Source organism: Mesorhizobium sp. M0898 (assembly GCF_040319695.1).
Lineage (GTDB): Bacteria > Pseudomonadota > Alphaproteobacteria > Rhizobiales > Rhizobiaceae > Mesorhizobium.
Genome location: NZ_JAMYOE010000006.1, coordinates 200948 through 224832, shown reverse-complemented (window position 1 = coordinate 224832; position 23885 = coordinate 200948). Strand labels below are relative to the sequence as shown.

At 62.5% G+C, this 23885-nt stretch carries 27 protein-coding genes and 2 tRNA genes; 13 read left to right on the top strand and 16 right to left on the bottom strand.

Features of this window, described 5'->3' with window-relative positions:
- The 7 genes from sfnG to NKH90_RS10845 all read right to left on the bottom strand — a co-directional run.
- The coding region (sfnG, locus tag NKH90_RS10875; RefSeq protein WP_352819327.1) for a dimethylsulfone monooxygenase SfnG at positions 1-839 on the bottom strand (839 nt) is incomplete at its 3' end.
- A gap of 26 nt (positions 840-865) precedes the next feature.
- Positions 866-1435, bottom strand: coding sequence for an FMN reductase (msuE, locus tag NKH90_RS10870; protein WP_352819325.1), 570 nt, complete (start codon positions 1433-1435; stop codon positions 866-868).
- Positions 1436-1634: 199 nt separating this feature from the next.
- Positions 1635-2522, bottom strand: coding sequence for an ABC transporter permease (locus NKH90_RS10865; protein WP_352819323.1), 888 nt, complete (start codon positions 2520-2522; stop codon positions 1635-1637).
- Positions 2519-3478 (bottom strand): ABC transporter permease, encoded by a 960-nt coding sequence (locus NKH90_RS10860; protein ID WP_352453579.1) that lies wholly within the window; start codon positions 3476-3478, stop codon positions 2519-2521. Before NKH90_RS10860 ends, NKH90_RS10865 begins: the two co-directional genes overlap by 4 nt.
- A 7-nt stretch (positions 3479-3485) precedes the next feature.
- Positions 3486-5123: an ABC transporter substrate-binding protein gene (locus NKH90_RS10855; protein WP_352813646.1), complete on the bottom strand. Its 1638-nt coding sequence runs from the start codon at positions 5121-5123 to the stop codon at positions 3486-3488.
- A gap of 33 nt (positions 5124-5156) precedes the next feature.
- The gene (locus NKH90_RS10850; RefSeq protein WP_352813648.1) at positions 5157-5933 is read right to left on the bottom strand and encodes a DUF427 domain-containing protein; all 777 of its coding nucleotides are present in this window, start codon (positions 5931-5933) and stop codon (positions 5157-5159) included.
- 14 nt (positions 5934-5947) lie between these two features.
- Positions 5948-7306: an LLM class flavin-dependent oxidoreductase gene (locus NKH90_RS10845; protein ID WP_352813650.1), complete on the bottom strand. Its 1359-nt coding sequence runs from the start codon at positions 7304-7306 to the stop codon at positions 5948-5950.
- A 191-nt stretch (positions 7307-7497) separates the two neighbouring features.
- On the opposite strand from NKH90_RS10845, the gene NKH90_RS10840 reads away from it, so the two are divergent.
- The 3 genes from NKH90_RS10840 to NKH90_RS10830 all read left to right on the top strand — a co-directional run bounded on the left by NKH90_RS10840 (position 7498) and on the right by NKH90_RS10830 (position 10229).
- Positions 7498-9300: a dipeptide ABC transporter ATP-binding protein gene (locus tag NKH90_RS10840; RefSeq protein WP_352501735.1), complete on the top strand. Its 1803-nt coding sequence runs from the start codon at positions 7498-7500 to the stop codon at positions 9298-9300.
- Between the two features lie 295 nt (positions 9301-9595).
- Positions 9596-9823: a hypothetical protein gene (locus tag NKH90_RS10835; RefSeq protein WP_352819321.1), complete on the top strand. Its 228-nt coding sequence runs from the start codon at positions 9596-9598 to the stop codon at positions 9821-9823.
- Between the two features lie 67 nt (positions 9824-9890).
- On the top strand, positions 9891-10229 hold the full coding sequence (locus tag NKH90_RS10830) for a BRA0787 family protein (protein ID WP_352501733.1): 339 nt from the start codon (positions 9891-9893) through the stop codon (positions 10227-10229).
- A gap of 165 nt (positions 10230-10394) precedes the next feature.
- On the opposite strand, the gene NKH90_RS10825 is transcribed toward NKH90_RS10830, so the two are convergent.
- Positions 10395-10469 (bottom strand) — tRNA-Thr (locus NKH90_RS10825).
- Positions 10470-10629: 160 nt separating this feature from the next.
- Here NKH90_RS10825 and NKH90_RS10820 point away from each other — a divergent pair.
- The 10 genes from NKH90_RS10820 to NKH90_RS10775 all read left to right on the top strand — a co-directional run bounded on the left by NKH90_RS10820 (position 10630) and on the right by NKH90_RS10775 (position 16823).
- On the top strand, positions 10630-10836 hold the full coding sequence (locus NKH90_RS10820; RefSeq protein ID WP_352501732.1) for a hypothetical protein: 207 nt from the start codon (positions 10630-10632) through the stop codon (positions 10834-10836).
- Positions 10837-10993: 157 nt separating this feature from the next.
- Entirely contained in the window at positions 10994-12286 is a 1293-nt protein-coding gene (murA, locus tag NKH90_RS10815; protein WP_023677408.1) for a UDP-N-acetylglucosamine 1-carboxyvinyltransferase, read from the top strand.
- Positions 12287-12587: 301 nt separating this feature from the next.
- Positions 12588-13022 carry a DUF2948 family protein gene (locus NKH90_RS10810; protein ID WP_352470153.1) on the top strand — a complete coding sequence of 145 codons (435 nt, stop codon included), beginning with the start codon at positions 12588-12590 and terminating at the stop codon, positions 13020-13022.
- Positions 13023-13026: 4 nt separating this feature from the next.
- Positions 13027-14319: a histidinol dehydrogenase gene (hisD, locus tag NKH90_RS10805; protein ID WP_352819319.1), complete on the top strand. Its 1293-nt coding sequence runs from the start codon at positions 13027-13029 to the stop codon at positions 14317-14319.
- A 2-nt stretch (positions 14320-14321) separates the two neighbouring features.
- On the top strand, positions 14322-14807 hold the full coding sequence (locus NKH90_RS10800; protein WP_352613943.1) for a UPF0262 family protein: 486 nt from the start codon (positions 14322-14324) through the stop codon (positions 14805-14807).
- On the top strand, positions 14795-15277 hold the full coding sequence (locus NKH90_RS10795) for an arsenate-mycothiol transferase ArsC (protein WP_502895753.1): 483 nt from the start codon (positions 14795-14797) through the stop codon (positions 15275-15277). The genes NKH90_RS10800 and NKH90_RS10795 overlap by 13 nt, the downstream gene beginning before the upstream one ends.
- An 89-nt stretch (positions 15278-15366) precedes the next feature.
- On the top strand, positions 15367-15585 hold the full coding sequence (infA, locus tag NKH90_RS10790; RefSeq protein WP_006200926.1) for a translation initiation factor IF-1: 219 nt from the start codon (positions 15367-15369) through the stop codon (positions 15583-15585).
- A gap of 25 nt (positions 15586-15610) precedes the next feature.
- Positions 15611-16240 (top strand): Maf-like protein, encoded by a 630-nt coding sequence (locus NKH90_RS10785; RefSeq protein ID WP_352470150.1) that lies wholly within the window; start codon positions 15611-15613, stop codon positions 16238-16240.
- A complete protein-coding gene (gene yacG, locus NKH90_RS10780; RefSeq protein WP_352470149.1) occupies positions 16237-16428 on the top strand; it encodes a DNA gyrase inhibitor YacG in 192 nt (63 codons plus the stop codon). Before NKH90_RS10785 ends, yacG begins: the two co-directional genes overlap by 4 nt.
- 319 nt (positions 16429-16747) lie before the next feature.
- Positions 16748-16823 (top strand) — tRNA-Phe (locus NKH90_RS10775).
- Between the two features lie 190 nt (positions 16824-17013).
- On the opposite strand, the gene ggt is transcribed toward NKH90_RS10775, so the two are convergent.
- The 8 genes from ggt to NKH90_RS10735 form a co-directional block, all read right to left on the bottom strand.
- On the bottom strand, positions 17014-18606 hold the full coding sequence (gene ggt, locus NKH90_RS10770; protein WP_352501729.1) for a gamma-glutamyltransferase: 1593 nt from the start codon (positions 18604-18606) through the stop codon (positions 17014-17016).
- A 21-nt stretch (positions 18607-18627) separates the two neighbouring features.
- Positions 18628-19347: an ABC transporter permease gene (locus NKH90_RS10765; protein WP_352819334.1), complete on the bottom strand. Its 720-nt coding sequence runs from the start codon at positions 19345-19347 to the stop codon at positions 18628-18630.
- Positions 19344-20057: an ABC transporter permease gene (locus tag NKH90_RS10760; RefSeq protein ID WP_502896431.1), complete on the bottom strand. Its 714-nt coding sequence runs from the start codon at positions 20055-20057 to the stop codon at positions 19344-19346. Before NKH90_RS10760 ends, NKH90_RS10765 begins: the two co-directional genes overlap by 4 nt.
- Before the next feature lie 99 nt (positions 20058-20156).
- On the bottom strand, positions 20157-21002 hold the full coding sequence (locus tag NKH90_RS10755; RefSeq protein WP_352470146.1) for a transporter substrate-binding domain-containing protein: 846 nt from the start codon (positions 21000-21002) through the stop codon (positions 20157-20159).
- Positions 21003-21080: 78 nt separating this feature from the next.
- Positions 21081-21752 carry a GntR family transcriptional regulator gene (locus NKH90_RS10750; protein ID WP_352470145.1) on the bottom strand — a complete coding sequence of 224 codons (672 nt, stop codon included), beginning with the start codon at positions 21750-21752 and terminating at the stop codon, positions 21081-21083.
- Between the two features lie 511 nt (positions 21753-22263).
- Entirely contained in the window at positions 22264-22614 is a 351-nt protein-coding gene (locus tag NKH90_RS10745) for a VanZ family protein (RefSeq protein WP_352819315.1), read from the bottom strand.
- Between the two features lie 679 nt (positions 22615-23293).
- On the bottom strand, positions 23294-23560 hold the full coding sequence (locus NKH90_RS34815; protein WP_352501726.1) for a DUF6894 family protein: 267 nt from the start codon (positions 23558-23560) through the stop codon (positions 23294-23296).
- A 102-nt stretch (positions 23561-23662) separates the two neighbouring features.
- A complete protein-coding gene (locus tag NKH90_RS10735) occupies positions 23663-23854 on the bottom strand; it encodes a DUF3606 domain-containing protein (protein WP_352501725.1) in 192 nt (63 codons plus the stop codon).
- Between the last annotated feature and the right edge of the window lie 31 nt (positions 23855-23885).

The window sequence follows — 23885 nt, the reverse complement described above, 5'->3', positions numbered from 1 at the left end:
GCCTTGCCGGCATTCTTGACCTGATCGGCGAAACCCTGCACCGCCTCCGGATTGGCCTTGGCGATGATCTCGTCGAGCACGGTGCGCGCTTCTGCCTCGGTTTCGCGAGCGATGGCAAAGGCGTTGACGCCGATCTTGACCTTGTGGCCATTGGCCTTCGCCTTGGTCTTGATGTCGTCAACCTGCTTCTTGATCTCTTCCGGCGTGTTGCCGTTGGTGAAATACCAGTCGGAAACCCGCGCAGCCATGTCGCGCGCCGCGCGTGATGAGCCGCCCTGGAAGATCTCCGGCTGCGGATCGATCGGCTTCGGCTTCATCGAGTAGTTGGTAAAGCGATAGAAGTCGCCCTTCAGAGTGAAATTGTCCTCGGTCCAGATGCCGCGCAGCGCACGGATGAATTCCTCCGAGCGGCGATAGCGCTCGTCATGGTCGAGCCACAGCTCGCCGATGGCGGCGAACTCACCGCGGAACCAGCCGCTCACGACATTGACGGCGACACGGCCATTGGTCAGGTGGTTGATGGTGGCTATCTGCTTGGCCGCCAGCGCTGGATTCCATGGGCCGGGCAGGATCGCCGCGATGACTTTCAGCGTTGTGGTGGCAGCGAGCAAGGCATGGCTGAACGATACCGATTCGTGCTGGTTGTCGGCGCCATAGCCGGCCGTGAAGCGTATTTGGCTCAGCGCGTAGTCGAAGCCGTTGGCCTCGGCGATCTGGGCGAGCTTGCGGTTATAGTCGATGTCCCAGCCGGTCCGCTGCTCGATGTTGGAGATGACCAGGCCGCCCGAGACGTTCGGGACCCAGTAGGCGAATTTCACGTTGTCGGAATGCGAGGTCATGGTTGGTGTCCCCTTTTTTGATTGGCTTAGCCGACGCGCGCGGCGACGGCGGTGTTCGCGTGACTGGAAGTGAGCAAGGAGACCGCTTCGGTAGCGGCCCGTGAGATGCGCTCGATAATCGCTGCGCCGACGATCTTGGCATCGACGAAATCGTCGGGCGCGCCGTAGACGCCGGTCGGGACGGTGACGGCCCCGAAAAAACCGAACAATGGCCGGAGCTGATGTTCGAGAACCAGGCCATGGTATGGACTTCCGCCGGTTGCCGCGAGAAGCACGGTCTTGCCCGTCAGTGCACGATGATCGACGAGGTCGAACAGGTGCTTGAGAGCGCCGGTGTAGGACGCCCGATAGACCGGCGTTCCGACCACGAGCAGGTCGGCCTTCTCGACACGCTGGATGATCGCTTCGCCAGACGCGCCGAGCGCACGACGAGACAGCCCGGCGAAAATCGAAGGCGCCGCCTCGGTGATTTCGATCAGGCCGGTGTCTGCCGGGACGCGCAAGGCGACTGCCTTGACCAGCGCGTTGACCACCGCGGTAGTGCGCGATGGTGTGCTTACGCCGCCGGATATTCCGAGAACCGATAGCCTTGCCAACTCGTCAATCTCCCGGACCCTGCATGCGCATCGGGTCATTTCCAAACCGGGGCAGACGATATTCGACAAAATCTATAGAGATAAGGAACTACGTTCCGATTTTTCGGCCTCGCGGAGAAAAATGCCGTTCTGCTAATGGACGTAGCAATGTCCGTATAGCGAGCAGACCGAAGCTCAGGCCATCAATACGGCTTCGCATTCATCCATCACCATTTTCAAACGCGCCTAAGCCTTGGGCAATTAAGTTCGTTGCCATGACCAGTGAAACGATCGCGCCGGAATTGAAAACGACGACCCACCATTTACCGCCGGTCAGGAAGCCGTAGCCGTCGGCGACGGCTAGCCCCCAATCGGCGGAAGGCGGCTGGATGCCGAGGCCCAGAAAACTCAGCGTCGCGATCGAAAAGAACGCGTAGCCCAGCCGAGTGACGAACTCGATGAGGATGGTCTCCCTGATGTTGGGCAATATCTCCAGGAACATGATGGCGAGCGCGCCTTCGCCGCCAAGCCGGGCGGCGCTGACATAGTCGCGCTGCTTCTGCTCGCGTACGGCGGCGCGGACGGTGCGCGCCACCAGCGGCGCATAGGCGATGCCGATCACCAGGACGACCGTCAGGTTCGACGGCCCGATCGCCACCAGCGTCATGGTGACGAGAACGATGAATGGAAACGCCATCAGTGTATCGAGCAGCCGCGCGCCGATGGCATCGGTGAGGCCATCGAAATAGCCGAGCACCAGGCCGATGATGCTGCCGGCGGCAACGCCGACCAGCGTCGCCAGCGGCGCAACCAGCAGGATGTCGCGCGATCCGACGACAATGCGGGACAGCAGGTCGCGGCCGAGCTGATCGGTCCCGAACCAATGCGAGGCATCGGGCGGCGTCAGCATCGCCAGAAAATCCTCGGCATAGGGATCATACGGAACGAAAAGATTGCCTGCTACCGCGCATACGACCCAGAACAGTAGCAGCAGCGTTCCGATCACGACCGATGGGGGCAGTCCGGAGAAGGCACTGCCGATCCTGCGCACCGCCGGAAAACCGGCCACGGCGCGCCGTGATGCGGGAAACTCCGTCAGATCCGTCATGGCGAGGTCCGACGGCGTTGCCGCGGATCGAGCAAGGCCAGCACGAAGTCGCCCGCCGCCGCCGAAAGAACAAAGATTGCCGCCATCACCAGCACCCCCGCTTCAAGCATCGGGAAATCTCGCGCCTTGGCCGCGTTCAGAACCAGATTGCCAAGTCCCTGGATGCCGAACAGCGCTTCGATCACAACCAGCCCGCCAAGCATGTATCCGGTCTGCGTCGCCAGCACCGCGATGGTCGGGGTCAGCGCATTGCGCAGCACGTGCCGAAGGATGATCTCGCGCCGCTCAAGCCCTTTCAGGACGGCGGTGCGTGTGTAGTCGGCGGCCATCGCCTCGATCACGCCGGCCCGCGTCATCCGGGCGATGTAGCCGGCAAGATTGAGCACCAGCGGCAGCGCCGGCAGGATCAGATAATAGCCTTGCGTCCAGAAGCCCGCGCCATCCGGCGCAACGCCTGAGATCGGGAACCAGTTCAGCCACAGGCCGAAAACGATGAGCAGCATCAGGCCGGACACAAAATCCGGCACGATGCCGAAGGAGACGCCCGCCATCACGATCAGCCGGTCGATGAGGCGGCCGGCGTTGAGACCGGCGATGACACCGCCGCCAACCCCGAGCGGAATGAGAAAGACCAAAATAATGCCGGCAAGGGATGCGGAGCGCTTCAGGCTCTCCAGCACGAACGGGGCCACCGGCGCGCGCATCGAAAGCGAGGTGCCGAAATCGCCTGACACCGCCTTGCTGAACCAGAGCCAATACTGGACGAGGACTGGCTGGTCGGCGCCCAGCCGCTTGTTCAGCTCCGCCACCGCCTGCGCGTCGGCAAACGGCCCGAGCATCACGCGGCCGACATCGCCGGGCAAAACCTGCCCGGCGAAGAAAACCAGGACACTGACAAGCCACAGCGTGAGGACAAGAGTGCCCACACGCGCTGACAGAATGCGGCCGGTCAGCATGTCGCGATCATGCCTGGACGAAGGAAACGCGATCGAGCAGCAGATGCGAGATTGCGGTGAAGCGCACGCCCTCGACCTTCGAGCTGACAATCCGGCTGTATTGCGAGAAGTAGCTGATGATCGCCGGCGTCTCGTCAAGCAAAAGCGTCTGGATCTTGCCGGCAGCAAGGCGCTGGGCATTGAGGTCACGCGCCTTCGAGTAGTCGAGCAGCAGCGCATCATAGCCGGGGTTGTTGAAATGCGCCGCGTTCCAGGCTCCCGTACTCTTCAGCGTGGCGTTGAGGAAGATGTCGGGCGTGCCGCGATGGCCGTAGTCGGTGATGCCGAGAACCGAATCCAGCCAAGGCGAGCTGCCGAAGGTCGCCGAGCCGTAATAGGCGTCCTGCGGCAGGACATTGAGCTTGACATCGATGCCGATCTTTTTGGCGAAGTTCTGGATGATCACCGCATAGTCGGGAATGTCATAGGCGCGTTCGGTGGTCAGCGTCACCTCGAAGCCGTTCGGCACGCCAGCCTCGCCAAGCAGCCGCTTGGCTTCCGTGATATCGTGCTTGCGCTGCGGCACCGACGGATCGGCCGAAGGGAAGATCGGCGCGAACGGGGTGTCGTTGCCGACGATGGCGCGGCCCTTCAGCAGCCCCTTGACCACCGCCTCGCGGTCGATGGTGAGTGCCAGCGCGCGGCGGATGCGCTTGTCGGTGAACGGCGCCTGGTCGGTTCTGAGATGCACCTGGTCATGCGAGCTTGCCTGCACGCTGAGCAGCTTGAAGTTGGGGTTGCCCTCGATCGCCAGTTCCAACCGCGTCGTGCTGGGGATGACGTCGAGCTGGCCGGCCTGCAGCGCCAGCACCTGCGCCTGCTCGTCGTCGAAGAACTTGATCTCGATGCGGTCGGGCAGTGCCTTCTCGCCCCAGTAATCCGGATTGCGCACGAAGCTGGCGCCTTGCTTGGGACGGAAGGATTCGAGCTTGAACGGGCCGGTGCCGTTGAAAGTCTTCTCGAAATCGCCGGCATAGTCGGCCGGCAGGATGACGGCATTATAGACGTCGGAGGAGACATAGAAGGGAAAGTTGCTGTTGGGACCGTCGAGATCGAAGGCGACTGTCTGCTCGTCGACCAGTTTGGCGCCACCCTTGGACAGGATGCCCTTGTAGGCTGAGAGCGCCGACGAGCCGCTGGCGGGATCGACCAGCCGCTCGAAGCTCGCCACCACGTCCCTGGCGGTGACCGCGCGGCCATCGTGGAATTTCACCCCTTGCCGCAATTTGAAGGTCCAGCGGCTGGCTGTCTCGTCGGCCTCCCAGGACAAAGCGAGCTTCGGCTGGAGACCGTCCTTCGGATCGTCGAGGATCAGATATTCGCCGACCTGGCTGATCACCCCGATGCTGGCCGGATCGGTCACCGAAACCGGATCGATCGCCTTGGTCGGCTGACCGAGCCCGACACGAACCGTGCCGCCGGCGGCGGCCGCGGCGCGTGCGGCTCCGAACCCCTGCGAGGCGGCAAAGCCTGTCAGGCCGAGCAGTGCGGCGTATTTCAGGAGATCGCGGCGCTTGAGAAAGCCGCCCTGATATTCGTCGACGGCGACATTCCAGATGTCCCCCGACAGGCTGCGAAGTGCGTCGATATCCCTGCGTTTGGTCATGTTAAACCCTGCTTTGAAATGAAAATTAAAAATCTATGCGACGGGTTCACCGTCGAGATGGATGCGGTCAACGGCCTGCGGATAGAAGGCGATGAGGCCTTTGATCTTCGGCATTTCGACGATTGGATCCCGGTAGCTCCAGGCGATGTCCGGGCGCACCGTTCCGTCGCTCAGCAGCCCCGACCAGTAGGAGGCAATGCCCTTGTAGGGACATCGCGTCGTTGTAACGGACGCCATCAGCCGCTCCAGCCGGATGTCTTCCGCCGGTAGATAGAAACGCGTCGGCAGATGGGTCTCGAACAAAAGCACCGGGCGGTGACTGTCGGCGATCGGCTCGCCGTCGAACCAGACCTGCACATGGCTCGTGCTTTGCAGCACATCAATGCGCGCATAAGGGTCTCGCGCATGGACGAAGACCTCTTCGTCCTCCTCGAACCATTGGTCGACGGCCTTCCAGGTGAAGGCGATCCGCCCGGCCAGGGACGCCAGCGCTTCGTCCGGCGGCGAGATGAACGCCCACGCCGCGTTGGCACTGCGCCTGTCGCCGCTGTCGATATCCCAATAGGCCGTCTCGCCACCGACTGGATGCGGTTCGCGATGCAGCGAGGGCTTCAGCACCGACGGATCTACCGCTGACGGCGGGAAGAAATAGATCGGCAGGAAATGGTTGGAGCGCAGCACCAGCACGTTGCGGCTGTCGGCGATGGTGCGGCCGCCGAATTTGACGCGCACACGCTTGGGACTGTGCAGGACATTGACGAGCTGCGGCGCGGTGGCTTCGCGAGGCTGCAATCTTGGCGCGACGGTCATGATCGTTCTCCCGGTCAGGACACGGCGCGTGCGTTGTCGCGCTGCTCGGCGAAGCGGTTTGCCGGCCGCGCCAGACCGAAGCGGTCACGCAGCGTTCCCGGCGCGTATTCGGTCGGGAACACGCCGCGGCGCTGCAGCTCCGGCACCACCTGCTCGGCGAAATTCACCCAGTCCTCGGGCAGCAGCGGGAACATCAGGTTGAAGCCGTCGGCGGCGCCTGAAACGAACCAGTCCTGCAACTGGTCGGCGATCTGTTTGGGCGTGCCGGCGACGGTCGGCACCGAACCGCTGTTGGCGAGCTTGCGGGCGATGTCGCGTAGGCTGAGATTCTGCTTCGACCATTCCTTGACCCGGTTGAGCGATGTCCGTCCGCCATTGAAGGTGCTCTCGTCCGGCAGCGGCGGCAGCGGCCCGTCTGGCGGATAGACGGAGAGATCGATGCCGCTCCAGCTGGACAGAAGGTCGATGCCGACCTGATCGGGCAACAGGGTCTGGAGGTATTCCTGCTTTTCGCGGCCTTCCGCCTCGGAAGCGGCGACAATCGGCAGAATGCCCGGCAGGATCTTGAAGCTCTCCGGCCGCCTGCCATAGCGGGCGAGGCGCTCGTTGATGTCCTGCCGGTATTTGATGCCGTCTTCCCTGGTGCTGTAGATGGCGAAATGCACGTCGGCCTGGGCGGCGGCGAAGTTCTTGCCGTCCTCGGACGAGCCTGCCTGGACGATCAGCGGGTGGCCCTGCGGCGGCCGCGAAACGTTGAGCGGCCCGCGCACCTTGAAGTGCTTGCCCTTGTGATCGATGGGGTGGACCTTGTCGGGATCGGCGAAATAGCCCGTCTCCTTGTCGATCAGCAGCGCCTCGTCTTCCCAGCTGTCCCAAAGCGCCTTGACGATATCGAGGAATTCGGCCGCGCGCTCATAGCGGAACGCATGTTCGATGTTGCCGTCGCGGCCGAAATTGCGCGCCTCCTCGTCCATGGCCGATGTGACGACGTTCCACGACGCCCTGCCCTTGCTGATATGGTCGAGCGAGGCGAACATGCGCGCAACATTGTAGGGCTCGCTGTACGAGCTCGACACCGTGGTGATCAGGCCGATGTGTTTGGTCACGCCGGCCAGTGCCGACAGCAGCGTCAATGGCTCAAGGCGGGCATTGGCGTAGTGGGCGACACCGCTCTTGACCGAATCCCAGATCGAAACGTGGTCGGCGACGAAGATGGTGTCGATCCTGGCCCGCTCGGCCGCTTGCACGAGATCACGGTAGAACTCGAAGTCCAGCACCTCCCGGCCCGGCGCCCGCGGATGGCGCCACGACATCCGATGATCGCCCTGCGGGTTGAAGAAAAATGCGCTGAGGATCATGTGGTCTCGAGCCATGCCGGTCTCCTTCCAGATCTGCTCCGGAGATTGTCGCACTGCTTCGGCAAGCGGCGACAATCGCTCTTGAGCCATGAAAGTTAGATTGCGCTCCGTCCTAATTCGAGTAACTTTATAGATATAATGCGTTGCGAAAGTGGAAGCGATTGCCCTCGATCGCGACGCTGGAAGAAAGTGGTTTCAAGCTCCCAATGTCCTCCTCGGTTCTGAACGTCGACCAGCTTTCCATCGCCTATGACGGGCGCAATGGATCGCATCCCGCCGTCAGTGGCGTCTCCCTGCGCATAGGCGAAGGCGAAGCACTCGGCCTTGTCGGCGAGTCTGGATCGGGGAAAAGCTCGGTGGCGCTCGCCATCCTGCGCTATCTGCCGAAGAATGCCCGCATCGCGGCGTCAGCGCTGGAGTTCCAGGGCCGCGAAATCCGCGACCTCTCCGCCGAGCAGTTGCGCCAACTCAGGGGAAATCACATCGCCGCCGTCTACCAGCACCCGGGCGCGGCCCTCAACCCAAGCATGACGATCGGTCGCCAGATCACCGAGACGATCATGCGGCATCGCCCGGTGCGCCGTGACGAGGCGCGCGAGCGGGCTTGCGAACTGCTCGGGCGCGTTCGGGTGAGCCATCCGGAACGGGTGCTGGGGCTCTATCCACACGAACTCTCCGGCGGCATGCAGCAGCGCGCCAACATCGCCATCGCGATTGCGCTCGACCCGTCGCTGCTGGTGCTGGACGAGCCGACGACGGCGCTCGACGCCAGCGTCCAGTCCGAGATCATCGCCATCCTCTCCGGCCTGCGCAGGGACCACAAGACCAGCATTCTGCTGATCAGCCACGACATCAACATGATCCGCCGCTCCTGCGACCGGGTGGCGGTGATGCAGTCGGGAACCGTGGTCGAAAGCGGCGCCGCCGGCGATATCTTCGACAACCCCTCTCACGCCTATACGAAGGCGCTGATCGCCTCGATCCCGGCGCTCAACTACACGAAGCGGAATGGAAGACTGGCGGAGACGGACGGCCTGCCATCGCACTCAGCGGTCCAGAATGAAGATGCCGGCGAGCGCAAAGAACGCCGAATCGCGATCGCCTGTAAAGGTATCAGCCATGCCTTCGGCAGCCAACCGGTGCTCAGCAATGTCGATCTCGATATCGGCCACGGCGAGACCTTCGGGCTGATCGGCGAGTCCGGTTCCGGCAAGTCGACCCTGGCAAGGATCGTCACCGGCCTACAGATGCCAGACGCCGGATCGGTCGAACTGTTCGGCAGGACGGTCGCACCGCGCGTCGAGAAGAGAAGTCTTGGCGAACGCCGCGATGTGCAGATGGTTTTCCAGTCGCCGGATCGCACGCTAAACCCGCGTAAGCGGATCGGCAGGATCCTCGGCCGCCCGCTGCGCCGGCTCGCCGGCCTGCGCAGCAGTGAGATAAAGGCCCGCGTCAGCGATTTGCTGCAATCGGTTCGCCTTGCCGGCGCCACAGCCGAGCAGAAGTCGCGATCACTATCCGGCGGCCAGCGGCAACGGGCGGCCATCGCACGGGCCTTCGCCGGCGTGCCGAAGGTCGTCGTGCTCGACGAACCCACTTCGGCGCTCGACGTTTCCGTCCAGGCAACTGTTCTCAACCTGCTCAACGACCTGCAGCGCGACAAGGACACGACCTATCTGTTCATCAGCCACGATCTCAGGGTCGTGCGCTACATGGCCGACAGGATCGGCGTGCTGTACCGCGGCCGCCTGGTCGAAACCGGCTCATCCGACCAGATTTTTCACGGACCCAATCATCCCTATACGAAACTGCTGCTGGCGGCGTCTTCAGACGATGCAGCGCCGAAGATCATCTCTCAGGCCGACATCGCGGCGGGCCCGAGCCAGGGATGCGCCTTCGCCGGCCGTTGCTCGCTCGCTGTTGCCGATTGCTGGAAAGCCGAACCGCCCCTCAGCCAAGCTGGCGACGAGCACCTGATCGCATGTTGGCGGCTCGACCAAGGTTCATGAAGGACGGATCATCATTCTGAAGATCCGTCGCGCTCGCGAGGAAGGCGCGATGGAGCTGATCCCCGTCGCAAAGTGCCAAGAGACCGGGAGCTGCGGCCGTTCGAGGCGCGGATAGCAGGAAGCTTGGCGATCAAGCATCCACCGTAGTCACAGGCAAGCTCGCATGGCATTTCGTCTGAGGCTCGCTCCTTACAAGCCAATGTCTACAAGTTTGATAGACATTTGCTAAGAAGCCGGTCATACTGCCCGCTTCAAGTGCCTGACTTTTCGCCGTCCATGTTCGCAGGATCAGGAGATGACGATGACGCAGACATTTCTGGAACCCGTTCCGGGCTGTATCAGGATCGTGATCGGCGCCCTTTTCCCGCCCATGGAGCGTTCACGTTATGCGCCGGATCAGGCGCAGGCGGACGACGCTTCTGACTCCGAGGCGAAATTTCGCCGCTCAGGACGGGATGAAGCCTTCTATTGGGGCATCGGCACTTGCGGCTATTGGGTAGGCGCCCGTCGCATCCGGCCATAGACCAATCATCGAAATGCGGGGGTTACCTGGCAGCATTGGCTGGCTGCCGCGATCCAGGAGGAGACCGATGACCACACGCCTTTTACCCGCACTGCATGAGGGCCATGCTCCGATTCATTTGCACGGAGCCTTCGACGATGCCTTGGAAGCTTACCAAACCTGGATTCCGGGAACGGACGAGCCGCACGTGGAATTTGAGGACCAGATGGTGCCGATCAGTTCGGTCTTCGGCCGCATGCGGACCTGCACCGATATTCTTCCTTGGCGCATCGAGGGCGATGTCCTAGAGGTTGTCGGCAATGCACTGGTTTTCGGCGGCGAAAAGGCGATCACTTACGCCGATGCCGCTCTGGTCCTTCGCGCTTTGTGCGTGAAGCGGCTCCGGGGCGGCGACGTCGGCAACTAACAGGCGACGCTGCATAGGTTCCCGTCAAAGCCGGAGGAGCCGGGCACAAGGCAGCTCGGCTCCGTATCATTCAGCCGGTATGCGTCGCGATCTGCCCTGATAGCCTCTATTTGCTCAGTCGGTCATGCGCGGCGATGGCCATAGCTCTGCATGGTGCGGATAGACTGGTGCTGCGAGAGAGGATTGAACTCTCGACCTCTCCCTTACCAAGGGAGTGCTCTACCACTGAGCTACCGCAGCCGCCGATGGCGGGGCTTCTGCCATATCGAACCGGCAAGCGCAAGGCCAAGACAAAGACGGGTTGAAAGGCCGCACCGGGCGATCGTTGCGGACATGGCCGTGCCACAATGTTGGCTATCCCTTTATATGCACCGGCGGGTCGCCGGCCGGGGGCAGAACGATGAACGGCAAGACAGTTTCTCCGAACAAGGATGGATCACCGAAGAAGGATGGTTCAGCGAAAAAGGCCGGAACGGGCCGCAAGGACCGGCTGGCCGAGCAGTTGCGCGCCAACCTGCAGAAGCGCAAGGCGCAATCGCGCTCACGAAGAGCCGGCGACGCCGACAAGCGGCCGGAGGGGCTGCAAGCGGTGATGAAAAAAGATTAACGCGAATCGGCTATGTTGGTCGCCGGTACTTTGGCCAAGTCGGCGTGGGCCAAAGTGGGGAGTAGCCTGTTTCTTGAACCAAGCCGGCCAATGGTCTAGATGGCCGCAACAGACTCAACCGATTTAAACCGGCCTTGGCGCCGAGGGGACGCTCTTCATGGATCGCATCAGAATTGTCGGCGGCAACAAGCTTGCCGGAAGCATTCCGATCTCGGGCGCGAAAAACGCTGCGCTGCCGCTGATGATCGCCGCGCTTTTGACCGATGACACGCTGACGCTGGAAAACGTGCCGCATCTGGCCGATGTCGAGCAGCTGATCCGCATCCTCGGCAATCACGGCGTCGACTATTCGGTCAATGGCCGCCGCGAAAAGCAGCAGGAAGGCTATTCGCGCACCATCACTTTCTCCGCCCGCAACATCGTCGACACGACGGCGCCTTACGAGCTGGTGTCGAAGATGCGCGCGTCGTTCTGGGTGATCGGACCGCTGCTGGCCCGCATGGGCGAAGCCAAGGTGTCGCTGCCCGGCGGCTGCGCCATCGGCACACGGCCGGTTGACCTCTTCCTCGAAGGCCTGCAGGCGCTGGGCGCCGATATCGACGTCGACACCGGCTACGTCATCGCCAAGACCAGGAACGGCCGGCTTGTCGGCAACCGTTATGTGTTCCCGAAAGTTTCGGTCGGCGCCACCCATGTGCTGATGATGGCGGCCTCGCTGGCCAAGGGCGAGACGGTGCTCGAAAACGCCGCGCGCGAGCCGGAGATCGTCAACCTCGCCGAATGCCTCAACGCCATGGGCGCGAAGATCTCGGGCGCCGGCACGGCGACCATCACCATCGACGGCGTCGAGGCGCTGTCGGGTGCCCGCGTCAGGGTGATCCCCGACCGCATCGAGACCGGCACCTATGCGATGGCGGTGGCGATGACCGGCGGCGACGTCGTGCTGGAAGGCGCGCGGCCCGACCTGTTGCAGACGGCGCTCGACATCATTTCGCAGACCGGCGCCGAGATCACGCAGACTAATTCCGGCATCCGCGTCAGGCGCAACGGCGCCGGCATTTCGCCGGTCGATGTGACGACGGCGCCCTTCCCGGCTTTCCCGACCGATCTGCAGGCGCAGTTCATGGGCCTGATGACGATGGCCAAGGGCAAGTCGCGCATCACCGAGACGATCTTCGAAAACCGCTTCATGCACGTCCAGGAACTCGCCCGGCTAGGCGCCCACATCACGCTGTCCGGCCAGACGGCGATCGTCGACGGCGTAGCGAAGCTGAAGGGCGCGCCAGTCATGGCGACCGATCTTCGGGCCTCGGTGTCGCTGGTCATTGCCGGCCTTGCGGCCGAAGGCGAAACCACGGTCAACCGCGTCTACCATCTCGACCGCGGCTTCGAGCGGCTGGAGGAAAAGCTGTCCGGCTGCGGCGCGGAGATCGAGCGCATTTCGGGGTGACCATAGCAGGCTCAGGTCGGCGCTGCCCCTCATCCCCCTGCCGGGACCTTCTCCCCGTATAGGGACGGGGAGAAGGGACGCCTCGCGAAGGATTTCGCCAATCTCCAGCGTTGCGGGAGGGTGCCGAGGTTGCGGCCAGCCCCTTCTCCCCGTCCCTATACGGGGAGAAGGTCCCGGCAGGGGGATGAGGGGCAGCGCTGACCGGGGCGATTGCCTGGACAAGACCTCCGGCGCGGTTGCACGAGCAGGAAAGACCGCCTAACAGAAGGTCGAATAATCAACTCGCAGGTGCGAATTCCGCATGAATGGCCTCAAGCTTGTCGCGCTCGACGATCAGGATCTGAGCATCATCTCGGCGCATGTCCAGGATGCCGTCATGAAGGTCAGCGATCTCGAATACCTGCCTTCGGTAAAGCGCTTCGTGCTGACCATGAACCGCTTCGTCTGGGAGGCGAAATCCGGCTTCTTCCGCCAGCACAATGAGCGGCGGCAGGCCGTGCTGCATTTCGACCGGGTGCTCGGCGCCAAGACCAGCGGCATTGCCCGCGACAAGCCGGACGAGGTGCTGTCACTGCTGGCGATCAGCTTTCTCGCGCTCGACAAACCGGCCGGCATCGTCGAGCTGATCTTTTCGGGCGGCGGCGCGATCATGCTCGATGTCGAATGCATCGAGGCGCGGCTTGCCGATGTCGGCGGCGCCTGGGAAGCGACGTCGCGCCCGGTCCACAGGGTCTGATGTGATGGTTATCACGCTTCGCCAGTCCGACGCCGATTTCGAGCAGCGCTTTGCCGCGTTCCTGCTGACCAAGCGGGAAGTCTCGGCCGATGTCGACGCCGTGGTGCGCGAGATTATCGCCAAGGTGCGTGCCGAGGGCGACGCGGCGCTGGTCGGGTACACGCAGAAATTCGGCGGCGGCGACCTGGCCAGGCTCGGCATCGCCGTCTCCAGGGACGACATTGCCAAGGCTTACGAGGCCGCCGATCCGCAGACGGTCGAGGCGCTGAAATTCGCGCGCGAGCGCATCCGCTCCCACCACCAGCGGCAGATGCCGCAGGACGACCGCTACACCGATGCCGCCGGCGTCGAGCTCGGCTCGCGCTGGACGGCAATCGAGGCCGTCGGGCTCTACGTGCCGGGCGGCACGGCGAGCTATCCTAGTTCGGTGCTGATGAACGCGGTGCCGGCCAAGGTCGCCGGCGTCGAGCGCATCGCCATGGTGGTGCCGGCCTCCGGCGGCGAGGTGCCGCCGCTGGTGCTGGTGGCAGCCGACCTTGCCGATGTCTCCGAAATCTACCGCGTTGGTGGCGCCCAGGCGATCGCGGCCCTTGCCTATGGTACCGAAACGATAAAGCCCGTCGCCAAGATCGTCGGCCCTGGCAATGCCTATGTCGCGGCGGCCAAGCGCCAGGTGTTCGGCACGGTCGGCATCGACATGATCGCCGGGCCGTCGGAAGTGCTGGTTGTCGCCGACGGCAGCAACGATCCGGACTGGATCGCCGCCGACCTCCTCGCCCAGGCCGAACACGATGTGTCGGCGCAGTCGATCCTGATCACCGACGACCGTGCCTTTGGCGCAGCGGTCGAACAGGCGGTGGAGCGGCAGTTGCAGAACCTGCCGCGCGGAGCAACGGCGGCGGCGAGCTGGCGCGATTTCGGCGCCGTCATCCTGGTGCCGACGATCGAGGCAGCACTGCCGCTGGTCGACCGCATCGCGGCCGAACATGTCGAGCTTGCCATCGACGACCCAGAGGGCTTCCTGGCGCGGATGCGCAATGCGGGTGCGGTGTTTCTCGGCCGTCATACGCCGGAAGCCATCGGCGACTATGTCGCCGGCTCCAATCACGTGCTGCCGACGGCGCGCTCGGCGCGCTTTTCGTCCGGGCTTTCGGTGCTCGATTTCGTCAAGCGCACCTCGATCCTGAAGCTCGGGCCGGAGCAGTTGCGGGCACTGGCGCCGGCGGCGATCACGCTCGCCAAGGCGGAAGGCCTCGATGCACATGGACGCTCCGTCGCCATCCGGCTGAACATGTAGAAATGTCCGACTACGACCAAACCCGCGCCAGGCTGATCGATGTCGAGCTCGACGAGACGATCGGCCGCTCGACGCCCGATGTCGAGCATGAGCGGGCGGTGGCGATCTTCGACCTGATCGAGGAGAACCGCTTCCAGCCGGTCAATGACGACGGCGCCGGGCCGTACCGGCTAAAACTGTCGCTGGCCGAATCCCGGCTGGTGTTCGCGGTGGCGCGCGAGGACGGCGCAGCCGTGGTCACCCACATCCTGTCGCTGACGCCGCTTCGGCGCATCGTCAAGGACTACTACATGATCTGCGAAAGCTATTACGATGCCATCCGCACCGCGACGCCAAGCCATATCGAGGCGATAGACATGGGCCGGCGCGGCCTGCACAATGAAGGCTCGCAGAGGCTGATGGACCGGCTTGCCGGCAAGATCGAGATTGACTTCGACACGGCGCGCCGGCTGTTCACGCTGGTTTGCGTGCTGCACTGGCGAGGCTGAAACTGGCCGCCCCGCTGCCCCGCCAGATCCTGCCCCGCTCGATCCTGTTTGTCTGCGGCATGAACGCCGTGCGCTCGCCGATGGCCGAATTGCTGGCGCGCAAGGTGCTCCCGCCTACCACCTTCGTCGCCTCGGCGGGAGTGCGCGGCGGCGAACGCGATCCGTTCGTCGATGCCGTGCTGGCCGAAGAAGGGCTGTCGCTCGGCGAACGGCACCCGAGAACGATGGATGACCTCGAGGACGATTATTTCGACCTGATCGTCACGCTGGCGCCGGAAGCCCACCACATCGCGCTCGAACTCACCCGCTCGCTGGCCGTCGAGGTCGAGTATTGGCCTATGCCCGACCCGACCGGCGTCAGCGGCACGCGCGATCAGATCATGGCCGCCTACCGCGACGTGCGCGAGCGGCTGAAGGGGCGGATCGGCCGCCGTTTCCTCGGCAACGGGGCTGAAAACGCCGCGGATTAAGCATGTTCACAAGCGGACGTTTATCATATAGGTTCCGCGCAACTTTCCGGCCGGGGCGCTGGAAGTACCCATCCAAGCAAAGGTATCGAATGCCGAAGGAAGAAGTCCTCGAGTTTCCGGGTGTCGTGACGGAACTGCTGCCCAACGCGATGTTCAGGGTCAAGCTCGAAAACGAACATGAAATCATCGCCCATACGGCCGGCCGCATGCGCAAGAACCGCATCCGCGTTTTGACCGGCGACAAGGTCCTGGTCGAGATGACGCCCTACGACCTGACCAAGGGCCGCATCACCTACCGCTTCAAGTAAGTTCAAGGACCCGGCCGGGATCGCGATGGGCATTTTGCAGAAGCTCGTGCTTGCCTCGGGTTCGCCACGCCGGATCGAGCTGCTGCAGCAGGCCGGCATCGAGCCGGACCGTGTGCTGCCGGCTGATGTCGACGAGACGCCGCTGCGCGCCGAGCACCCGCGCTCGCTGGCCAAGCGCCTGGCGACGCAGAAGGCCGAGAAAGCGCTGGCCTCGCTGAAAACCGAGACGGACTACGCGCCGAGCTTCGTGCTGGCGGCCGACACGGTGGTTGCCGTCGGGCGACGCATCCTGCCCAAGGCCGAGACGCTCGACGACGCCGCCAACTGCCTTGGGCTTTTGTCCGGCCGTTCGCACCGCGTCTATTCCGGCATCTGCCTGATCACACCTGGCGGCAAGCAGCGCTTGCGGCTGGTCGAGACCAGGGTGCGCTTCAAGCGGCTGCCGCGCGAGGAGATCGAGGCCTACATCGCATCCGGAGAATGGCGCGGCAAGGCCGGCGGCTATGGCGTCCAGGGGCTTGCCGGCGCCTTCGTCGTCAAGCTTGTCGGCTCCTACACCAACGTCGTCGGCCTGCCACTCTACGAGACGGTAGCGCTTTTGAGTGGCGAAGGGTTTAAGGTGCACGCCAACTGGCTGTCGGGTGCGCGGATATGAGCCCGGACGACAAGGTCACGCCGTTGCGGCCCAAGCGGCCCTGCCCCGAATGCGGCAAGCCATCGGCGCGCGAAACCTACCCGTTCTGCTCGACGCGCTGCAAGGACATCGACCTCAACCGCTGGCTGAAGGGGGTCTACGTCATCCCGGGCCGCGACGACGAGGATCAGAACGACGACCAGAAATAGCACCGTCCACCTGCGGTTTTCCACAGGCTTGGGACGGTTTCGCAGCCGCGATCGTGACCGATGATCGGCCTTGCGGACTGCCTGTCGTTTCCCGCCTGAAATCAATGTCCAGAACTTGTTCCATCCGGATACTGTCGGACGGAACAGGTTCTGGCGTTTTGTCTGAGCATGATCTTTTCCGAAAACCGGATTCCACTTTTCGGGATCATGCTCTAAGCGCTGGACAGGCCGGATTCCCGTGCTATAACCCACGCGCTTTCAAGGGGTGCCTACGGCGCTTTCATGAACCCGGTGTGCAGATTGCCGCCCACCGGAGCAGGCCCAGATAGCTCAGTTGGTAGAGCAGCGGACTGAAAATCCGCGTGTCGGTGGTTCGAATCCGCCTCTGGGCACCATTTTTTCCCTGTACGGCTCGGAGACATGGGTAACAGTTTGTACCTAAGACATGGGTGACAACCTCGCGCCGATCGGATTGTCGATGGCGTGCAAGAATTATCGGGACCATGGCGCCAGCGGCTCCTGCTCGGCCAAATGTCAATGGAGAGCATCTTCGGCATCTTGCATCTCGCTCTGGCCATAACCGCTCTACAGACCGAGGGCGCAGCCGTCCTTGCGCGGTTCAGAACCGCCCAGCAGGGTCCCGTTTGCCCAATCGATGCGAATGGCCTGCGCACCGCCGATCGGGTCCGTGGCGGGAATGATTTCGAAACCGCGTCGGCTAAGTTCAGCTACGGTTTCGCCAGCGAGCCCGTGTTCGGCCTGGACGTTCATGGTGCCGCTGACGGGGGCGACCCGCGGCAGATCAATCGCCTCCTGCAGATCCATCCCGAAATCGAGCACCTTCGTCAGCAGGTGCGCGTGGCCCATTGCCTGGTAGTAGCCGCCCATAACGCCGAAAGGCATTTCTGCCCGGCCGTCTCTCGCAAGCATCCCGGGTATGATGGTATGCAAAGGTCGCTTGTTCGGCGCCACTGCATTGGGGTGCCTGGGGTCAAGCGAAAAGCTTTGCCCGCGATTGTGCAAGACGACACCGGAGCGTGGCGAGACCAGGCCCGAGCCAAAGCTGTCGAAGACCGAGTTAATGAAACTGACCGCATTGCGGTCCTTATCGACAACGGAAATATAGACCGTGTCGCTGTGCAGCGGCATATCGAACGCAGGCAGGTCCGCGCGGGCGCGCTTTAGGTCAATCATGCCGGCCAGACGATCGGCCCAGGCATTCGACAACATGTCGGCCACCGGGACCTCGGAAGTGTCGGGATCGGCGACGAGCAGGTCACGCGCGGCGTAAGCGAGGCGTGTTGCTTCGATTTCCAGGTGAAGCCGGTCCGCGGATTGCGGGTCGCCGTGCGCTTCGAAGCGCGAGAGGATGTTTAGAATGAGCAGCGCGATCACACCCTGGCCATTCGGCGGACATTCGAACACATCGCAGCCTCGGAACGCCGTGCTGATCGGGGTCACGTATTCGCCTGTTGCCGAGGCGAAATCTTCAAGTGTGTGCAATCCGCCGAGCCCACGAAGATAGGCGACCATGTCGTCGGCCACAGGGCCAGTGTAGAAGGCCTCTCGTCCCTTCTTGGCGATCAGCCGCAGCGTTGCAGCCAACTCAGGCTGGCGATGCACTTCGCCAACACGTGGCGCGCGGCCGTTTGGCAGGAAAATCCGTTTCGCGGCTACATCGGAGGCCAGAAGTTCTTCTTCCAACGCCCAGTCACGATGGACCCGCGGTGAAATGGCGTAGCCTTCCTCGGCGAAACGTATAGCGGGGGCCAGGATTTGATCGAAGGGCATATGTCCATGATCAGCGTGCAATCTGGTCCAGGCATCGATGGCTCCCGGGATGGTGACGGAGCCGGGAGAATTGCGGGCCACCTCGGCCATGCCACGTTCGAGGAACCAGTCAATTGTCAGGGCGGCGGGTGTCCTGCCCGACCCGTTGTAGGCGATGACCTCGCCGGATCCGTTTCGCGACAGAAGAGCGAAGCAGTCGCCTCCAATGCCGGTCGAGGCTGGCTCGACGACACATTGCACCGCGCAGGCTGCGATGGCGGCATCCATGGCGTTGCCGCCGGCCGCCATGATCTCGACCGCCGTCAGGGTCGCCGACGGATGAGAGGTGGCGGCCATGGCCTCGCGTGAAACGACGACCGAGCGCGTTGGTTTCTCAAAATTTCGCATGCTATGCCCTTCTGGTCGTGCTCAAGAGGCGGCGTCGCTCATCGTCGAGGGGCGGTGCCGCAGATGCCGCGACATCCAGTATTCGAGTGCCGCCAAGGCCCGGATGATCGCGAAGTTCAAAGTGAGATAAATGGCGCCCGCGCAAATGAAGACTTCAAAGGCGCGGTAGGTCTGGGAGATCAATCCCTGGGCAATTCCAGTCACCTCCATCAAGGTCACGATGGAAGCCAGAGACGTGCCCTTGATCATCAGGATGATTTCATTGCCGTAACTCGGCAGCGCCTGGCGAAAGGCCAGCGGCAGGATAACGTGCCGATAGGTCAAACAGGTGGACAGGCCGACAGACCGCGCCGCCTCGACAAGGCCGCGTGGCACCGATTGAATCGCGCCGCGGAGGATTTCGCTGCCATAGGCGGTGGTGTTGAGGGTCAGCGCGATGATTGCGCACCAGTAGGGTTCGCGGAAAACGGCCCATAATCCAATTGCCGACAGTTGGTGCCGGAACTGACCAAGGCCATAATAGGTCAGAAAAATCTGCACCAGCAGAGGCGTGCCCCTGAACACGGCAACGAAGCCACGGATCGGCAAGACGACGAAGGGCGATTCCGATTGCTGGGCAAGCGCCAATGTGACGGCAAGAATGAAGCCGGCAACGATGGAAGTCAGGGCCAGTTCCATCGTGAGCGGCAGGCCGGCGAGTAGCTTCGGCAGGATCTCAAGGAAAAAACTGAAATCTATCATGCCGACCGGACGCGCCACGGCGCCTTCCGTTCCAGACGGTAAAAGGCGTGGCCCGTGACGGAAGCGATAGCCAGATAGAGCAAGGCTGCAGCAATGTAGAAGATGAACGGTTCACGGGTCGAACCTGCAGCGATCTGCGCCTGGCGCATCAGTTCAACGAGGCCGATTACCGATATCAGCGAGGAGTCCTTCAGAACCAACTGCCACACATTGCCGAGACCTGGCAGCGCGTATCTCAGGAGCTGGGGAAAAATAACCTGTCGCAGCCGCTGCAGCCGGTTGAGACCAAGCGCGCAAGCGGCATCGTGCTGTCCCTGGTCGATGGCGACGTAAGCCCCTCGATAGACCTCGGCTTGATAGGCGCCCGAGATGATCGCGATAGCCAAGGTTCCGGTGGCAAAGGCCGGAACGCCGACGAATCCGGACCCGCCCAGGCTATGACCAAGCGAGGTCAGGGCGACGCTACCTCCATAGTAAAGCAGATAAATGGTCAGAAGGTCGGGCACGCCCCTGAAAACCGTGCAATAGCCAAGGGCCAAGAACCTCAATATTTTGGAGTTGCGGAGACGCCCGGCCGCTGCCAGCCCGCCAAATACAGCGCCAAGCGCAAAGCCCAGCACAGACAGGAGCACTGTGACCGAGGCCGCCATGAGAAGAGCAGCCCCCCAACCTCCGTGCTGGAAACCAAGCAGCCGGAATGCGTCAACCATTGATACCCCCGGCATTGATACCCCCGGCATTGATGCCCCGGCAGGACGAACGGCTCAGCTCCGGAACGTGGTCAGGAATGGCCGTTCGCCGGCAAGCGCTTACTTGACTGGAGTAACGTCGCTCTTGAGCCATTTAAGCGACAGGGTTTTGATCGTGCCGTCGGCGGTCGCGGCGTCGATGGCGCCGTTGAGCATGTCTTTCAGCTTGGTGTCCTCTTTGCGGATGCCGGCCCCGGAGCCAAGACCGAAGAGACCCCCGACAAATCCTGGTCCTGCAAGCGTATAGTCGCTGAACTCCGGCTTGCTCAGCGTGGCGGCCAGCGCTGTCTGTTGCGCGAAGAGCGCGTCGATGCGACCCGCGGCAAGATCGAGATCGTGTTGCTCGGTGGTCTTGTATTCGCGAATCTCGGCGACGTCCGAGAAGTATTTTTTCAGGAATTCCAGGTTCGCCGTTGCAGCCTGAACTCCAATGATCTTTCCCTTCAGCAATGGCTTGAGCTTGTCGATTGCCGCCTGCGAAGTGGCTTCATTGTCCAGCTTGAACCGCTCGTTGGAAATGCCGAGCTTGCCCAGTTCGCTATCCTTGGCGACCGCGAAACCTGAGGGGTCAACCGCATATGGCTGGGTAAAATCAATGACCTTCAGACGTTTTTCAGTGATGAACATGCTCGCCATGATCACGTCGAACTTGCCGACGGTCAGCGCGGGGATCATGCCGTCCCAGTCCTGTGCGACGATCTTGCACTCGATCTTCATTCGCCCGCACAGATCATTGGCGAGATCGACTTCGAAGCCGTCCAGCTTGCCGTCGGCTGTTGTGAAATTCCAGGGCGCGTAGGCTCCTTCGGTGGCAATGGTAATTGCCTTTGGTGTTTCTTGTGCAACGGCGGCCTGGACCAGGCCGAACAGGACCGACGCAATGGCTGCGATGCGGCTAATTTTCATGTCATTCTCCTCTTTTTTGCCGGTACGGCAGTTCCCTTTCGTCGTGCCGGATTATCTTTCGGCTTCAACGAGTATTCCCTAGCGGCGGCCGGGACTTGCGAAGTTGGCCAGAAGCGGCGCTGTCTCGACGATATGATCCCGCATGACGATCTCAGCCTTGCCGGCGTCACCTGACCGCAGCACGTCGATCAGGATCTCGTGCTCGGCACGCGCGCTGGCGGGCTTGTCGACATAGTCGAACCAGATGCGCAGGTAGGGTTCGATCACGACGTGCAGGCTGGCAATCTGCCGGACGAGTTTGGGTCGGTTGCTCAGTTGGCAAATCTGCAAATGGAAGGCCTGATGGCGCACGACCCAGTCGCTGCTGCCGGTCTGGCTGGCGCGCTCCATGCGGTCCAGCTGGCGTTCCAGTTCTTCAAGCACTTCGGCATCGATGTGCGGCATGGCAAGCCTCACCGCCAGCCCTTCGAGCACCGAGCGTATTTCAAAGGTTTCGTAGATCTCATCGAGGGTAAGCCCGGCGACGATGCAGCCACGGTTCGGGCGAATGACCACAAGACCTTCCGCGGCCAGTTGGCGGAATGCTTCGCGAACCGGCATGCGGCTCATGCCGATTTCCGTCGCGATCTCTTCCGGGATCAGCCGGTCCCCGGCCCGGTAACGCCCCATCCTCAGGGCCCGCTGAATGTGGCGATAAGCCTCCTCCTCGGCGGTCGTGATGCCCAACGGCTCGATTGCGTCAGCTGCCATGTCCCTGGTCCGATCAGAGCGTATCTGTGTATCCACTTATCCAGTTATCGAAACCTGTGTCAAGCACCGATGCTTGGGCGCTTTAGAATTTCTCTTGTGAGAATAAGCACTTGGCAGGGGAAATCGGGCTAAGCACACCGTGATCGGCTAAGCCGCTGATCGGCCTACTTTTCAACGTCCGGCAAAAGGCCCGCCGCTCCATTTGCGAAGCGGCGAGGCCCCATATTCGGGGACGATTGCCGGGATTTCCCGGCATTGCCTGCAGTGCAATTCAGGTGCCAGATTTGTTGATCCAAAACGGGTCACCGCACCGGAGGCGCCAACGCGGACCTTCCGCGATCACGCTACTGCCGCGCTTTGCCGTTCCTGCTATGTTACTTTGCGGCGGACGTAATTTTTCCGCCTGGCCGGCGCCCCATCAGGCAACTTACCCCAACGCGCCCCCCAGTGGCGCCGGCCAATTTCCCCTTATTGGGGCACGGGCGCGCCGATTCCGTTATGCGCTTTCGAGCTATGGCAATCCGCCGGCGAGCCGCCTTGTCCAGCTTGCAACCATCAGTCCGCACGCGATTCCCGCGCAGTCGGCGACCCAGTCGAATAGATCCGGGTCGCGCCCTATCAGTCGCACGGCCTGAAGCCCCTCGATCGCCGCGCCCGTGAGAACGAGGAGTACGATCAGCTTCGCCTTGCGTTCCGGCCAGCCGAAACTTCCGAGAGCCGCCAGGACGACGAAGGCGGCGGCGTGATTGAGCTTGTCGTGATCAGACGTGAAAGCCAGGCCAAGGCCCCGCAGGACTTGCTCCGGCAAAAGGGCGAACAGCAGAACGCCGGCAAACGCGGCCGTAAAGGCAAACCTTGCCACGATCTGATAAGAATCCAGGCGCGACAAGGATAGAATGGCCTTTCGTCCGAAATCTGCAGGGAGCATCGGCCGCTGAATCGAGAGCGAGTACTGCGTCCAATTTCCGCCGTCGGGGCGTCCGGTGCATCGTCAGAATGAATGAATGCATCGGGTCAGCCGCTGGGCAGACCGAACTGCTGGGAGGGCTCTGCAATGGTGCGGCTTCCGCGATCACGCAATTACCTGCTGCGCCGGCGCGGCTACAATCTGGCTGCGGCGGACCTGATTTCCGCTTGGCCGGCGCTGCGTCAGGGCACCTTACCCCATGCCACACGAAGCGGCGCCGGCCAGAATTCCATCGATTGCGTGATGACCGACCCGCGTCAAAAAAGCCCGCCGCCCTGTCGGACGACGGGCTCCGTTGCCTGGGCGCCAGGGCGCCGCGGTAGCGACAGATGTTACTAATGCTCCCGCAGGCCTCCAATATGCTGCTGCCGAACGGCGTTGCGCATCGGCTAAACAAACGAAGCCCGCGCCTCTGGCGGAGGGCGCGGGCCGATCGGGTTGCACCCGATCTGCAGCAGAAACCTGGGAGGTTCCCGCTGCTTAAGATAACAATTAGAGATTTCTAATGTTCCGCGCCAGGGGAAGATGCCGCTGCACCAGAAATCTGATGCTCGGCGCGATGATGATCGAGCCGTCAGTTCGTGCGCAAGTCGATCCGGAAAATCCGCTCGTCGAAGTGCCGCGTTTCAACGGCAAAGGTCAAAGCCACTTCAAGGACCAGACCGCCACGGTCGTCCCGGACCTTGACTGCAATCCTGCGATGAGGAAGGCCATCCCTGGCCATCTCGGCCAATGTGCGAAGGGCTTCTTTCCTGACCAGCGGGAGATCGTCATATAATGTTCCCTGATCGTCGGAATAGACAATTCCGTCTTCATCGGAATCGAAGAAGTAGCGGGGCATTGCGCTTGGCCGAAGCGGCGGCATCCGGGCACGTTGTCGATAGCTGGCCGGATCTCGGCCGATCGCGATCAGTGCCTTTCCACCGTTGGCTTCGCCGCCAGCTCACTTGCGCTCGCGCAATGCCTTCACCGCCTGCGAGAGGATCATCCGGTCGCCGCCGGTCCTTTTGATCAGCTTGCTCACCTGGCTGGGCGAAACACCATTTTCCCGCGCGAAATATTCGACCTCATAATATTCATCCGCCGAAACGCGATTGCGGTCGCTGAAGTCTCGCTTGCTCTTGTTATCGGCCATTTCCGCTCTCCTCGCCCCTTCTCTTCGCTTC